This window comes from Flavobacterium sp. MAHUQ-57, from assembly GCF_051908335.1.
In the GTDB taxonomy this organism is placed as follows: Bacteria; Bacteroidota; Bacteroidia; order Flavobacteriales; family Flavobacteriaceae; genus Flavobacterium.
In genome coordinates this window covers 454639-469248 of record NZ_JBPZTE010000007.1, presented here as the reverse complement: position 1 = coordinate 469248, position 14610 = coordinate 454639, and the positions used below count along the sequence as shown (strand labels likewise).

Genomic DNA, 14610 nt, shown 5'->3' with positions numbered 1-14610 from the left:
CCTGATTTAGAGGATTATTTTTTCGCGGTGCAAAAGTATAGAAATCAATTAGATAATTGCGTACTATTTTGTTTTTATATGAAAAATAGTTGTTTTTTATATGGTGTTTACTTTTAACAGTCTACTTTTCTTTACCTTTTTTAGCGTTTTTCATTTTGTCTTTACTCATTTTTTCAGCCAAAGTCATTGCGGTAAATCCGTTTACAATTTTTCCGGATTTTGAAAGAGAATTAAATGGGCGGATGTCTTTCGCATCGCCTCCAACCACTACATCTTCCGAAATTGTTGTTCCACTATTGATAATGATACCTTTGATTTCTTTTGCAGACAAATTTGGATAGTACGAACGAATCATTGCTGCTACTCCTGCAACATTTGGCGATGCCATCGACGTACCTTGTAAATATTGGTATTCGCTGTTGGGTGTAGTGGCATATATTTTTACGCCTGGAGCATAAACATCAACATTTAGTTTTCCATAATTAGAAAAGTTGGCAACGATTTTTTTGCCGTTTTCAAAATTTAAAGCACCTACGGTGATTACATTATCAGCAAATTCCGTTTTCTTGTCATCAGAATCATTAGGGAAATTCGGTTCTATGTCGATATCTTTCGAATCGTTACCAGCAGCATGGATGATCAATACATCTTTGCTTTCGGCATATTTGATGGCGTCGTAAACCCATTGTTTATTAGGTGAGTAGTCTTTTCCAAAACTGGCGTTGATTACTTTAGCACCATTATCTACTGCATATTTAATTGCCAAAGCAACATCTTTATCGTATTCGTCTCCATGAGGTACTGCTCGAACTGACATGATTTCTACGTTATCCGCTACGCCATCACCGCCTAAGTTATTGTTGCGCGATTGTGCTATAATTCCAGCGACGTGAGTTCCGTGTATTGCGCCTTCTTTGGTAGGTCCGTACACAATATTGTTTCCGTAGGTTTTATCGTTAATGTCGTTCGGATTGTCGCCAACCAATTTACGTGCATCGTACTCCAGATTGTAATTGAAGTTTAATTGATTGTAAACTTGTGTTTTGAATTTATTTACGTTTGTCATGAATGCCGGTCCGGCTTTGCCAATTTTTGTAAGGACTTCGATACTTTTCTTTAATTCGGCATCTTCGGTTACTATTGCTTTTACTTCATCGATAGTAAAATCTTCCTTTTTAAGATAGGTACTTATGGCTTTATTGGCATCAAAAATGGCATCCACTTGTTTTTTATTGGCTAAAAGTGTTTCCATTTTTTTGTCGTATACCGTTTTTGCCTCTTTATAAGCTTGTGAGCCATCATCGCCTTTTTTTAGAAGACGTGTTAATTCAAGGTTTTCATTTTCAATGTTTCCTAAAAAATTCCAACCGTGAATATCATCTACGTATCCGTTTTTATCATCATCAATGCCGTTACCTGGAATTTCCTTTTTATTTGTCCAGATGACAGATTTTAGATCTTCGTGGTCAATATCAACACCAGAATCTACCACACCTACAATAATTTTATTCCCTTTTTTTCCATTCAGTAATTCGCTATATACGCGATCTACACTCATTCCGGGAATACTGTCTTTTTCCAAATCCAAATGGCTCCAACGTTTTAATTGGTTTTCAGTTAACTTTTGTTTTTTTGGAACATTTGGATTTGGTCCTTGAGCGAATACTGTTGTTGACAATGCTAAAGCAACATACAGACACATTAAATTTCTGTTCTTCATTTTTTCAAATTAGATTTTGTAATTGATCGATTGATTGAAACTTGATATATCAAATAAATATCTAAAGATAAGTATTTGCTTGTGTTGTATTGTTACTGTTTTAGAGTATTTTAGCAAAAAATTAACGTTTAATTTAGGTTAAGAACAGTTTTTGATAATTTTTTGTAAGACTATATCCATAGTGTTCAATTCGTCTTTAGAAATACCTTCAAGTGCTTCTTTTCTGTTTTCAAGAATGATACTTTGAACTTTCTCGATGATGTCTTTTCCTTCATTTGTTACGGATAGTATCGATTTTCTTCTGTCGTTTGCATCAACTTTACGGTTTAAATAATTTGATTTTACCATAAGTTCGATAATACGTGTTACTGAAGCATTGTCTTTAAAAACATTCTTTGCCAGTTCTTGTTGGGTTATTTTTGGGTTCTCCAATATAGATTTAATAATAAGCCATTGATCGGTGGTGATTTTGTATCCACTTTCACGAATTTTCTTCATGGCAAACATTCTGTAGGTTTTTATCGCCTTATCTATGTTGTAAAATATAATATCGTTAAGTTTTTCCATTGTAATTTTTCCTATTTTTCAAATGTATAAAACCTGAAAATAAGATGCTTAAAAAATAAAATTATTATTTTTTTAAAATTAGCTTGTATTTGTGAATAATGGTTGTATATTTGCACTCGAAACAACGCGGGATAGAGCAGTAGGCAGCTCGTCGGGCTCATAACCCGAAGGTCACAGGTTCGAGTCCTGTTCCCGCTACTAAAACCAAATAAACCGAAAACACCAAAACAGGAGTTTTCGGTTTTTTTATTCGACAATATATGACACACAAAGCAGGTTTTGTAAACATTATCGGAAATCCTAACGTTGGTAAATCGACATTGATGAATGCCTTAGTAGGGGAACGTCTTTCGATTATCACCTCAAAAGCACAAACGACACGTCACCGAATTTTGGGGATTGTGAATGGCGATGATTTTCAGGTTTTGTTTTCAGATACGCCCGGAATTATCAAGCCGGCTTATGAATTACAAAGTTCTATGATGGATTTTGTGAAATCGGCGTTTGAAGATGCGGATGTGTTGATTTATATGGTTGAAATTGGTGAGAAAGAATTGAAAGATGAAGCCTTCTTCAACAAAATCATTCATTCCAAAATTCCTGTTTTATTGTTGTTGAATAAGATTGATAAGTCAAATCAGGAGCAATTGGAAGAACAGGTTGCACTTTGGAAAGAAAAAGTTCCGAATGCGGAAATTTTCCCAATTTCGGCGTTAGAAAATTTTAATGTGCAGACCGTTTTTGATCGTATTTTAGAATTGTTACCAGAATCTCCTGCTTTTTATCCTAAAGATGCTTTGACAGATAAGCCGGAACGTTTCTTTGTGAATGAAACCATTCGTGAGAAAATCTTATTACATTATGAAAAAGAAATTCCGTATGCAGTGGAAATAGAAACGGAAGAGTTTATCGAGGATGAAGATATTATTCGAATCCGTGCCGTTATCATGGTAGAGCGTGAAACTCAAAAAGGAATTATCATCGGTCATAAAGGATCGGCAATTAAAAGAGTAGGAATTGAAGCGCGCCAGGATTTAGAGAAATTCTTCGGAAAACAAATTCATATTGAAATGTATGTGAAAGTGAATAAGGATTGGAGAAACAATGCGTACCAATTAAAACGATTCGGATACAATCAGAAATAAAACGTACTTTTGCAAAAAAAAATAACAGAAATTAAGGATGAACAATATCGTAGCCATTGTAGGAAGACCTAATGTTGGAAAGTCGACATTTTTTAATCGATTGATTCAACGTCGTGAAGCTATCGTAGATTCTGTTTCGGGGGTAACCCGTGACCGTAACTATGGTAAGAGCGAGTGGAATGGAAAAGAATTTTCAGTAATTGATACTGGTGGATATATTAAAGGTTCTGACGATATTTTCGAAGGAGAAATCCGTAAGCAGGTTGAATTGGCAATTGATGAGGCCGATGCAATCATCTTTGTAGTGGATGTAGAAGAAGGTGTTACTCCAATGGATGAAGAAGTGGCGAAGTTGCTTCGTAAAGTGACCAAACCGGTACTTCTTGCAGTGAACAAAGTAGATAACGGAAAGCGTGAACAAGATGCTATCGAATTTTATAATTTAGGATTAGGAGAATATTTTACAATTGCCGGTATGAGCGGAAGCGGTACTGGAGAATTGTTGGATAAATTAGTGGAAGTTTTGCCGGAAATGCCTGATGCAGTTGAAGAGGAAAATCCGTTGCCTCGCTTTTGTGTTGTAGGACGTCCAAATGCCGGAAAATCATCTTTCATTAATGCTTTGATTGGTGAAGATCGTTTTGTGGTAACCGATATTGCTGGTACAACTCGTGATGCTATTGATACGAAATACAATCGTTTCGGTTTTGAATTCAACTTAGTCGATACGGCGGGTATTCGTCGTAAAGCAAAGGTGAAGGAAGATTTAGAATTTTACTCGGTAATGCGTTCTGTTCGTGCTATTGAACATAGTGATGTGTGTATCTTAATGATTGATGCTACCCGCGGATTTGAAGGTCAGGATCAGAGTATTTTCTGGTTGGCTGAAAAAAACCGAAAAGGAATCGTAATCTTAGTGAACAAGTGGGACTTGGTAGAAAAAGATACTATGTCTACTAGAGATTATGAATTGAAAATCCGTAAAGAGATTGAGCCTTTTACAGATGTGCCAATTTTGTTTGTTTCGGCATTAACAAAACAACGTTTGCTTAAAGCATTAGAAACGGCAGTTAAAGTTTATGAAAATCGTAGTCAACGTATTTCAACTTCAAAATTCAATGAGCACATGTTAAATATCATCGAACATATGCCGCCACCAGCTTTGAAAGGAAAATACATCAAGATTAAGTATTGTATGCAGTTACCAACGCCGGTTCCGCAGTTTGTGTTCTTTGCTAATTTACCTCAGTATGTTAAAGATCCGTATAAGCGATTTATAGAAAATAAAATCCGTGAAAATTGGGATTTTGAAGGCGTTCCTATGGACGTTTACTTCAGACAGAAATAATAAAAAAAAGCAGCTGTATAGCTGCTTTTTCATTATAATGAAGACAAACTGATTTGTTTATCTGCAATGGACTTAATGCTTATTTTGTCTACTTCCATTTCTATTCTGGCGCCTCCGTTGTCATTCGCTTTTGCAACCATTAAAGGGTAAAACCACAATTGCATATTATTGTATTCGGGCGTGAAATAGATTTTTTTCTGTTGCCACTCATTGAATTTTTCATTCGCTTTCTGTGTCCAAACCACTTCGCTGAATTCAGTGAAGTTAGGTAACGTATAATCAAGATTGTTGAAGGTTGTGTTTGTTGCCGTTCTTAAGGTGATGGATGATTGTAAAACCTTTTTGTTGGGTTTGCTAATGTTGGATGCTGTTTTTACCCAAAATGTAATTTCATACGTTTTGTCTTTTTCAAAAAAATAATCCACGTTGATGCCACTTCCCAAATTGGAATGTGACCACATCCATTGCTTTGTTTCTTCTTTTTTGTTGGTTTCTTTTGGATCTGAATACGTTTGTGCACATACTAATTCCCCAATTAGTAAAAGCATTGTCGTTAATAGAATTTTTTTCATTGTATTTTAGTTTGTTTGTGTTTCTAATTGTCTGATGCAAAGATGGTTTACGTAAGAAAAATAGTATCGGGGAATTAAGCGCTTTTTATTAGGGTGTTTTTCCCTTTTTTGTTCTACTTGTTTTTGGTGATATGGTTCTAATTGTTTTATTTTTAAAGAAAAAATGAATACACTGAACGGTAAAATTGTATGGATAACAGGTGCGTCCTCAGGAATAGGGGAAGGCTTGGCTTATGGATTGTCTGCTAGAAACTGCAAGTTGATTTTATCAGCCCGGAATAGTGAAGCTTTGGAGAAAGTTAAATCTGTTTGTCATAGCAGTGTTGAAATTTTACCTTTTGATTTGGCCGATTTCGATAACGCTAAACTGCATGTTGAAAAAGCTATTGCTATTTTTGAGAAAATTGACGTGCTTATTTTGAATGGCGGTGTGAGTCAACGTTCTTTAATTGTTGAAACCGACTTTAGTGTAGATAAAAAATTGATCGAAATCGATTATCTAGGAAACGTAGCTTTAGCAAAAGCTATACTTCCTCATTTTTTAGAGAATAAGTATGGTCATTTTGCGGTAGTAACCAGTTTGATGGGGAAATTTGGTTCGCCTTACCGGTCAGGCTATTGCGGGGCGAAGCATGCTTTACACGGTTTTTTTGATGTGATGCGGATGGAACATCAGAAGGATGGAGTGAATGTGACCATGATTTGTCCGGGTTTCATTCAAACCAATGTGGCTAAAAATGCTTTAACGGCTGATGGTTCAAAACAAATTACGGATGATGAGGCAACAAAAAACGGAATGCCTGTTTATGTTTTTGTCAAAAAAATGATCCATGCTATTGAAAAAGGTAAATTCGAAGCGTATATAGGAGGAAAAGAAACACTTGGTGTACTAATGAAGCGATTCTTTCCGACCTTATTGCATTATTTTGTAATTCGAAGTAAGGTGCGATAGATTAAAAAAAATGCAGATTTTTCGGGAATGAATTATCTGCATTTTTGTTTTTATAAAGTTGATTTCTACCAGTCGCCACTAGCACCACCACCACCGAAGCTTCCTCCGCCACCGAAACCACCCCAGTCGCTTCCGCCTGATGATCCGCCCCAGCTGCTTCCTCCACTTCCGCGTCCAAGACTGCTTAAGATGATGATGTCTCCTAAATCCAAGCCGCCACCATGGCCGCCATTACGATTGCCTTTGTTTTTGGATACAATTATCAATACCAAAATAACGATGAAGATGAAAAAGAAGATGCCGGAAATATTTCCGCCTTTGCTTTTGGGCTCTCCTTTGTATTCACCCTTCATTACTTTGAAAATGGCCGTTGTTCCCTGATCTATTCCATTGTAATAATCCCCGTTTTTGAAATTGGGTTTGAATTCTTGTTCAATAATTCTTCGTGAAAGTGCATCGGTTAATAAATGTTCAATGCCATAACCGGTTTGAATGGTCATTTTTCGATCGTCTTTCGCAATTAAGATTACAATACCATTGTCTTTTCCTTTCTGACCAATTTGCCATTTTTGTCCCAAATCGGTTGCATAACGAGCCACATCTTCTCCTTGGGTTGTGGGAACCATCATCACTAATACTTCAGTAGAAGTACTATCAGAATAGATTTTTAGTTTTTGGTAGAGTTGACTTTTTTGTGATTCATCCAGAGTTCGTGTACTATCAATTATCGGTGGGATAAATGAAGGCTTTTCAGGAATTTTAAGTTGTGCCTGTGCTGCAATTCCAATAAACAGAACTGCAAATAAAAGAAGCTTTTTCATTATCCTCTTGAAATTTCGTTGGGTAATTCGTTAGTGTCTCCTTCTTCAAATGGGAAATATTTTTTCAAACGTTCGCCGGCACGGTTAATTCCTGCCACTAAGCCATCTTTGTATTTGCCATCTTTGAAATTGGAAATAATCAGGTCTTTTGTACAGTCCCAAAAATCATTTTCTACAGCTTCGTTTATACCTTTGTCTCCGATGACAGCCAATGATCTACTTTGCATGCAGATATAGATTAAAACGCCATTTCGCAACTCGGTATTGTCCATTTTTAACTGATGAAAAACCTCCTGAGCTCTTTCGAGAGGAGGTTTTTGGCTGTTTTCTTCTATGTGTACACGAATTTCCCCTGAAGTGTTTTTCTCGGCTAGAACAATAGTATTTACTATTTCCTGTTCTTCAGCTTTGGTTAAGAAATCTTCGGTTTTAGACATTGTACTGTTTATTTTTTGTTGTCAAAGTTGAATTCAATATCTGGTGCTTTTTCTGCGCCTTTTTCTGCCTCAAATCTTGCCATTTCACCAAATCCGAATAATTTAGCAAAAAGCACAGAAGGGAAAGTTTTGATTTTTTTGTCGTATATGTTTACTGAGTCATTGTAACGATCTCTTTCAACATTGATTCTGTTCTCGGTACCTTCTAATTGCGATTGGAGTTCTTTGAAGTTTTGAGTCGCTGTTAATTGAGGATATTGTTCAACAGTAACTAATAATTTAGATAAAGAACCTTTTAATCCGTCTTGTACTTGTTGGAATTGTGCTAATTGTTCTGGAGTTACATTGGTTGGATCTATAGTTACTGAGGTTGCTTTAGCTCGCGCCTCAATCACAGCAGTTAATGTTCCTTTTTCAAAATCGGCTGCACCTTGAACGGTTTTAACTAAGTTTCCAATTAAATCATTTCTTCTTTGGTATGCACTTTCTACTTTCGACCAAGCGGTTTTGGCATCTGCTTGAACACCTACTAATCCGTTATAAGATGAAACCGCCCAAAATAGTACTACTACTACGATACCTCCGATAATTAACCATTTTCTCATGATGTATTTAGTTTTTAAGTTTTTAATTTATGATTGTACGAAACAATTGCAAAAAAGTTACAACTCATTTTTAATATTGAGAAGTTGTGTCTTGATGGTTTCTAATTTGCGAATGATTTCAAATTTGTCCAATGTTTTCTTTTGCCCTTCTTTTAAATGTACTTTGGCACCTTCCAAAGTAAAGCCTCTTTCTTTAACTAGATGGTAAATTAATTGTAAGTTTTTAACGTCTTCCGGCGTAAACATACGATTGCCTTTGGCATTTTTTTTTGGTTTTAGTATGTCGAATTCTTTATCCCAAAAACGGATTAACGATTGATTTACGTTAAACGCTTTGGCAATTTCGCCCATACTGTAATATAATTTTTCAGGTAAATCGATGTGCATTAGTCGAAAGATTGATTTTCTTGTGTTGCCATTTTGGCAATGGCCGTATATTCAACGGCAGAAATGTCGCCGTAATAAAAATTGATGGGGTTTACTACTTTTCCACCTTTGTGAACTTCATAATGTAAATGTGGTGCCTGGCTTCGTCCTGTGCTTCCAACAAAACCAATAATATCGCCTCTTTTAACTCTTTTTCCAGGGCGACAATTGTAGCGACTTAAGTGGGCATAAACGGTTTCATATCCAAAACCATGACTTACCACAATATGATTCCCAAAACCAGAAGCGCCAGCATCGGCTCTACGAACCACACCATCGCCAGTTGCATAAACCGGTGTGCCAGTTGGTGAAGTGAAGTCCATTCCTTTGTGCATTTTACGTGCTTTGGTAAAAGGATCGCTTCGGTAGCCAAAACCAGATGCCATGTGTCTTAATTGCTCGTTTTTAACCGGTTGGATGGCTGGTATTGAAGATAAAAATTTTTGCTTGTTTTTAGCCAGTTTCAAGATGTCATCCAATGACTTGGACTGGGTAGCTAATTCTTCGGAAATAGTCTTAACCCTACTATTGGTGAAACTGATTATTTTTTCGTTATCGTAGTTGATTAATTGCTTGAATGTAGCTTTTGCATTGATGCTGTCTTTCACATTTTCATCAAAACCAGCAGAGTTAAAATATACCTTGTAGATATTGTTGTCTCTTTCCTGTATGGCAAGGATAACTTCGTCTAGTTCGTCTAATTTTTCATTTAAAAGAGCATAGTTAATTTTCATGTTTTTCAGCTGACGCGCATGAATTTTGTCTTTTGGAGTTTCAAAATAACTAGAGTTGGATGCAATGAAAAAAGATAAGAATCCGAACAACGCGGAAGCTAATAAAAACAAGGTGATAAAACCTATATTTCTGCCTTTTTTGGGTTTGATTTTTCGGTAGGCTAAATTTTCGGTATCGAAATAATATTTTACTTTCCCCATTCTTTAAAAATGTACTATTTTTGCACACATTATTACAAAGTAACGAAATATTAGTCAAAAAGATAAATTTTTTTGAAAACTGATATTTCCTTTTTTTTAATACAGAAGCAATCAATTTGTTAATTACACTATTCGTTTCTAAACGAGTAATCAGATTAAATATAACCGAATAAAGTTAAATAATGAAATCACAAGACATTCGTAGAAAGTATTTGCAATTCTTTGAAAACCGTGGTCACTTGATTGTGCCTTCGGCGCCAATTGTTTTAAAAGATGATCCGACCCTGATGTTTAATAATTCAGGTATGGCCCAATTCAAAGAATTCTTTTTAGGTAACGGAACTCCTAAAAGTCCGCGTATTGCCGATACTCAAAAATGTCTTCGTGTTTCAGGAAAACATAACGATTTAGAAGATGTAGGTTTTGATACCTATCATCATACAATGTTTGAAATGTTAGGAAACTGGTCATTTGGAGATTACTTCAAAAAGGAAGCGCTGGCTTGGGCTTGGGAATTTTTAACAGAAGAATTAAAAATCGATAAAGATCGTTTGTATGTTTCAGTTTTTGAAGGGAATCCTGCTGAGAATGTTCCGTTCGATCAGGAAGCGTTCGATATTTGGAAACAATATGTTTCTGAAGATAGAATCATACTGGGAAACAAAAAAGATAATTTCTGGGAAATGGGAGATCAAGGACCGTGTGGGCCATGTTCTGAAATTCATGTGGATATCCGTTCTGATGAAGAAAGAGCACAAGTCTCTGGTCGTGATTTAGTGAATGCTGATCATCCACAGGTAGTGGAAATCTGGAATAATGTATTCATGGAATTCAACCGTAAGGCTGATGGCTCATTGGAAAAATTACCGGCACAACACGTAGATACCGGAATGGGATTTGAACGTTTATGTATGGCAATGCAAGATGTGACTTCTAACTACGATACCGATGTGTTTACACCATTGATTGAAAAAGTGGAGCAAATTACCGGATTGAAGTATACCAGTAACGAAGTTAAAAATATTTCAGAAGAGCAAAATAAAATCAATATTGCTATTCGTGTAGTTGTAGATCACGTGCGTGCGGTAGCATTTGCTATTGCTGACGGTCAATTGCCTTCCAATACAGGAGCTGGATATGTAATCCGTCGTATTTTACGTCGTGCAATTCGCTACGGATTTACATTCTTAAATAAAAAAGAACCTTTTATTAATGAGTTGGTTGCGGTTTTAGCAGTACAGATGGGTGAGTTTTTTCCGGAAATCAAAGCACAGCAAAATTTGGTTACCAATGTGATTAAAGAAGAAGAAGCGTCGTTCCTAAGAACGTTAGATCAAGGCTTGCAATTATTGGAGAATGTTATTACAGAAACTCAAGGAAAAGAAGTTTCAGGAGCCAAAGCATTCGAATTGTATGATACTTTCGGTTTTCCTAAAGATTTAACAGCGTTAATTCTGAAAGAAAAAGGAATGACTTACAACGAAGCTGAATTTGACTCTGAATTAGAGAAACAAAAGGCACGTTCTCGCGCTGCTTCTGAAATGACAACAGACGATTGGACGGTTTTAATTGATGGGAATGTTGAAACTTTCGTTGGATATGATCAAGCTGAAAATGATGTGAAGATTACCCGTTTCCGTAAAATTGATTCTAAAAAAGACGGCGTTTTATACCAAATCGTTTTAGATAATACACCTTTCTACCCTGAAGGAGGAGGTCAAGTAGGAGATAAGGGAGTTTTGGTTTCTGCAAATGAAACGATTGAAATTATCGACACGAAAAAAGAAAATAACTTAATCTTGCATTTTGCAAAGCGTTTGCCTGAAAATGTGAATGCTAGTTTTACAGCTAAAGTAAATACGGATTTATTGAATGCAACTTCTAAAAACCACTCGGCTACGCATTTAATGCATTTGGCGTTGAGAACGATTTTAGGAACACACGTAGAACAAAAAGGTTCACTGGTAAATACTAATTATTTACGTTTCGATTTCTCTCATTTTTCTAAAGTTACTGATGAAGAATTACGTCAGGTTGAAGCTTTTGTAAATGAAAGAATTGCTCAACAAATTCCTTTAATTGAAAGAAGAAATATTCCAATTCAACAAGCTTTAGACGAAGGTGCAATGGCGTTGTTTGGTGAAAAATATGGTGATACAGTTCGAGCGATTAAATTTGGCGATAGTATGGAATTATGTGGAGGAATTCATGTGAAAAACACTGCGGATATATGGCAATTCAAAATTGTTTCTGAAGGTGCTGTTGCAGCTGGAATTCGAAGAATAGAAGCTATTACTGGTGATGCTGTAAAAGATTTTTATTCGAATCAAGAAAATTTAATTGCTGAGGTTAAAGAAATTTTGAAAAATCCACAAGATGTAATCAAGTCTGTTGTTTCATTGCAAGAGGATAATGCTAAGTTGAAGAAACAAGTAGAGCAATTGTTAAAAGAAAAAGCGAAAAACCTTAAAGGGGAATTGGCTTCTCAAATACAAAATGTAAACGGAGTTGATTTCTTAGCCGTACAAGTTGACCTAGATGCTAACGGTGCTAAAGATTTGGCGTATGAATTAGGTAATAACAAAAATAATTTATTTGCTGTTTTAGCTACGGTAACCGAAGATAAACCAATGTTAACGTGCTATGTTTCGAAAGAATTAGTAGATTCGAAAGGCTTGAACGCTGGTCAAGTAGTACGTGAATTGGGAAAATACATCCAAGGTGGTGGTGGTGGTCAGCCTTTCTTTGCTACGGCAGGAGGGAAGAACCCGGCAGGTGTGAAAGAAGCATTGGAAAAGGCAGTTGAGTTTGTGAAATAATTAAATTTATTTACAATTTCGATAAAGAATAAAAACCTCTAAGTAATTATAGCTTAGAGGTTTTTTCTTGTTTTTTACTTAGTACAGCAGTTGCTTCAATTTCAATCAACCAATCCCGGTTACCTAAAACAGTAACTCCGACTAGGGTGCTTGCCGGATAGTTTTTGTCACCTAAAAAGGAAGCTCGAACTTTTCTAAAAATGGGTAAGTCAATTTCAGGGTTAAAATTTACAATATAAGTAGTCATTTTAACCACGTCTTTAAAAGTAGCATTGCATTGATGTAATAGCTTTTCTAAGTTTTGAAATGTAGCTATACTTTGTGCTTCTAAATTTGTTCCCTCACCAATTTGCCCTGAAATATGAAGCGTTATTGTTTCATTGGTTTCGATGGAAACTACTTGAGAAAATCCAGCGTTGGGTTCAATATATTCTTTTTTAAACATCTTATTTTCGTTCTCCAATTTGTTGTCTCCACATGGCATAATACAAGCCTTTTTCATTCAATAACTCGTCATGTTTTCCTTGTTCGATTATTTTTCCTTGTTCGAGTACAAAAATCTTATCGGCATGCATGATAGTGGATAAACGATGAGCAATAAGGATCGTGATTCTACTTTGATCGGAAATACTTCGTATCGTCGTGTTGATTTCTTCTTCTGTTATTGAATCCAATGCTGAAGTAGCCTCATCAAAAATCAATAAATTCGGGTGACGTAATATTGCGCGGGCAATTGATAATCGTTGTTTTTCACCTCCTGACACTTTGATTCCGCCTTCGCCAATAGTTGTGTTCAAACCATTTTCAGCACGATTTAAAAGTTTTTGACAACTTGCCTTTTGCAATGCGTCTAATAATTCCTGATCGGTAGCATCGGGTTTTACGAATAACAAATTTTCCCGAATGGTTCCTGAAAATAATTGTGCATCTTGAGTAACAAATCCTAATTGCTTACGGAGCTCAAGAATATCAATGGATTTGGAATCTACACCATTATACAAAACCTGACCTTCTGCAGGAGGATAAAGTCCTACTAATAACTTTACCAAAGTGGTTTTTCCAGCTCCGGAAGGACCGACAAAGGCTATGGTTTCTCCTTGTTTAATATTGAAATTAATGTTTTCAACGGCCGATTGATTGGCTGATTTGTGTTTGAAACTCACATTGGAAAAAACCAATGATTGAATAGTTCCTATTGTTTCTGGTTGATCAGGACGAGGTTCAGAAGTTGCATTCAAAAGTTTTTCAAAGTTTTCCATCGAAACTTTCGTTTCATTTTTAGCGATAATGAAAGTACTTAATTCTTGAAGCGGATTGAATAAGAAAAAGGTGAAGAAGACCATAGTTAATAAGTCACCCACTTGAATTTTTCCATCGAATACAAAGTAGTATAAAGTAAAAACGACACAGGTTCGCATAAAATGAACTGTGGTTCCCTGGATAAAACTCAAACTTCGGATGAAACGAATTTTTTGTAATTCCAATTGTAGAATTTTTAAGGTATTCGAATTCAAACGTCCTTCTTCTTGTTGTGTAAGCCCCAAACTTTTTACGAGTTCTATATTACGTAAACTTTCTGTAGTGGATCCGGCTAAAGAGTTCGTTTGTTGAACTATTCTACGAGAAATTACCTTTATTTTTTTTCCTAGTAATGAACTAACAAAAGCAATAATTGGCGCTGTGAATAGAAAAATAAAAGCAATTCTATATTCGATATTAGAAATGTAAGCAAGTACAAATATGAAACTGATTGCTGTTTGAAAAACTAATAAAATTGATGAGGTAATCAATTTTTCTGAATCCGTTCGAACTTTCTGTAGCATACTGAGTGTTTTGCCGCTTTGTTGGTCTTCGAATTCCATGTAAGGCAAATCCAAAGATTTTTTGATACCATCGGTATACATTTCAGCGCCAGTGCGTTGTATCACAATATTGGTAAAGTAATCTTGAAAGTTTTTGGTAATTCTTGAAATCATTGCTGCTCCTAGTGATAGGCCAAGCCAAAAGCTAACGGCTTTAATGAAACCTATTTCGTTTCCTTTATATTTGGCAATGCCTACACCACAATCCTGCATCAGCTTACCAGTAATAATAGAATCTGAAAGACTAAAACAAGTATTGATGGCGGCCATCAGTAAAGCAAAAAATAATAAAGTTTTGTGTTTTTTGAGGTAACTGTAGAGTAATTTCATAGTGTTTTTGTATCCTCTGTGTTATTTGGACGAACAAAATTAAGGAATTAAAGAGTGAAGAAATCGTTAAA

Annotated in this window: 14 protein-coding genes and 1 tRNA gene; 5 read left to right on the top strand and 10 right to left on the bottom strand. The window is 35.7% G+C overall.

Annotated features, from left to right (window positions below):
• Positions 1 to 121: 121 nt before the first annotated feature.
• Complete coding sequence (locus ACS8MM_RS10155; RefSeq protein ID WP_379716196.1) at positions 122 to 1720, bottom strand: S8 family peptidase; 1599 nt, start codon at positions 1718 to 1720, stop codon at positions 122 to 124.
• 138 nt (positions 1721 to 1858) lie between these two features.
• Positions 1859 to 2287, bottom strand: coding sequence for a MarR family winged helix-turn-helix transcriptional regulator (locus ACS8MM_RS10150; protein ID WP_379716193.1), 429 nt, complete (start codon positions 2285 to 2287; stop codon positions 1859 to 1861).
• Positions 2288 to 2412: 125 nt separating this feature from the next.
• Between ACS8MM_RS10150 and ACS8MM_RS10145 the strand changes: the two genes are divergently transcribed.
• The 3 genes from ACS8MM_RS10145 (at position 2413) to der (ending at position 4780) form a co-directional block, all read left to right on the top strand.
• Positions 2413 to 2485 (top strand) — tRNA-Met (locus ACS8MM_RS10145).
• Between the two features lie 62 nt (positions 2486 to 2547).
• Positions 2548 to 3432 (top strand): GTPase Era, encoded by an 885-nt coding sequence (era, locus tag ACS8MM_RS10140; protein ID WP_379716190.1) that lies wholly within the window; start codon positions 2548 to 2550, stop codon positions 3430 to 3432.
• Between the two features lie 37 nt (positions 3433 to 3469).
• Entirely contained in the window at positions 3470 to 4780 is a 1311-nt protein-coding gene (der, locus tag ACS8MM_RS10135; protein WP_379716187.1) for a ribosome biogenesis GTPase Der, read from the top strand.
• Positions 4781 to 4812: 32 nt separating this feature from the next.
• Here the strand turns inward: der and ACS8MM_RS10130 are convergent, their stop codons facing one another.
• Entirely contained in the window at positions 4813 to 5352 is a 540-nt protein-coding gene (locus ACS8MM_RS10130) for a hypothetical protein (RefSeq protein ID WP_379716184.1), read from the bottom strand.
• A gap of 163 nt (positions 5353 to 5515) precedes the next feature.
• On the opposite strand from ACS8MM_RS10130, the gene ACS8MM_RS10125 reads away from it, so the two are divergent.
• Positions 5516 to 6304 carry an SDR family NAD(P)-dependent oxidoreductase gene (locus ACS8MM_RS10125; RefSeq protein ID WP_379716181.1) on the top strand — a complete coding sequence of 263 codons (789 nt, stop codon included), beginning with the start codon at positions 5516 to 5518 and terminating at the stop codon, positions 6302 to 6304.
• Between the two features lie 65 nt (positions 6305 to 6369).
• Here the strand turns inward: ACS8MM_RS10125 and ACS8MM_RS10120 are convergent, their stop codons facing one another.
• From ACS8MM_RS10120 to ACS8MM_RS10100, 5 genes are read right to left on the bottom strand one after another with little or no spacing between them, the layout of a single operon-like run.
• Positions 6370 to 7125, bottom strand: a complete 756-nt coding sequence (locus ACS8MM_RS10120; RefSeq protein ID WP_379716178.1) for a TPM domain-containing protein — start codon at positions 7123 to 7125, stop codon at positions 6370 to 6372.
• Complete coding sequence (locus ACS8MM_RS10115) at positions 7125 to 7562, bottom strand: TPM domain-containing protein (protein WP_379716175.1); 438 nt, start codon at positions 7560 to 7562, stop codon at positions 7125 to 7127. Before ACS8MM_RS10115 ends, ACS8MM_RS10120 begins: the two co-directional genes overlap by 1 nt.
• An 8-nt stretch (positions 7563 to 7570) precedes the next feature.
• Entirely contained in the window at positions 7571 to 8167 is a 597-nt protein-coding gene (locus ACS8MM_RS10110; protein WP_379716172.1) for a LemA family protein, read from the bottom strand.
• Positions 8168 to 8224: 57 nt separating this feature from the next.
• Positions 8225 to 8554, bottom strand: a complete 330-nt coding sequence (locus tag ACS8MM_RS10105; protein ID WP_379716169.1) for a MerR family transcriptional regulator — start codon at positions 8552 to 8554, stop codon at positions 8225 to 8227.
• Entirely contained in the window at positions 8554 to 9528 is a 975-nt protein-coding gene (locus tag ACS8MM_RS10100; protein ID WP_379716166.1) for a M23 family metallopeptidase, read from the bottom strand. Before ACS8MM_RS10100 ends, ACS8MM_RS10105 begins: the two co-directional genes overlap by 1 nt.
• A 182-nt stretch (positions 9529 to 9710) precedes the next feature.
• Between ACS8MM_RS10100 and alaS the strand changes: the two genes are divergently transcribed.
• Entirely contained in the window at positions 9711 to 12347 is a 2637-nt protein-coding gene (alaS, locus tag ACS8MM_RS10095; protein ID WP_379716163.1) for an alanine--tRNA ligase, read from the top strand.
• Between the two features lie 46 nt (positions 12348 to 12393).
• On the opposite strand, the gene ACS8MM_RS10090 is transcribed toward alaS, so the two are convergent.
• Together ACS8MM_RS10090 and ACS8MM_RS10085 are read right to left on the bottom strand one after the other, a co-directional pair.
• Positions 12394 to 12792 (bottom strand): RidA family protein, encoded by a 399-nt coding sequence (locus ACS8MM_RS10090; RefSeq protein ID WP_379716160.1) that lies wholly within the window; start codon positions 12790 to 12792, stop codon positions 12394 to 12396.
• Between the two features lies 1 nt (position 12793).
• Positions 12794 to 14539, bottom strand: a complete 1746-nt coding sequence (locus tag ACS8MM_RS10085) for an ABC transporter ATP-binding protein (RefSeq protein WP_379716157.1) — start codon at positions 14537 to 14539, stop codon at positions 12794 to 12796.
• Positions 14540 to 14610: the final 71 nt, after the last annotated feature.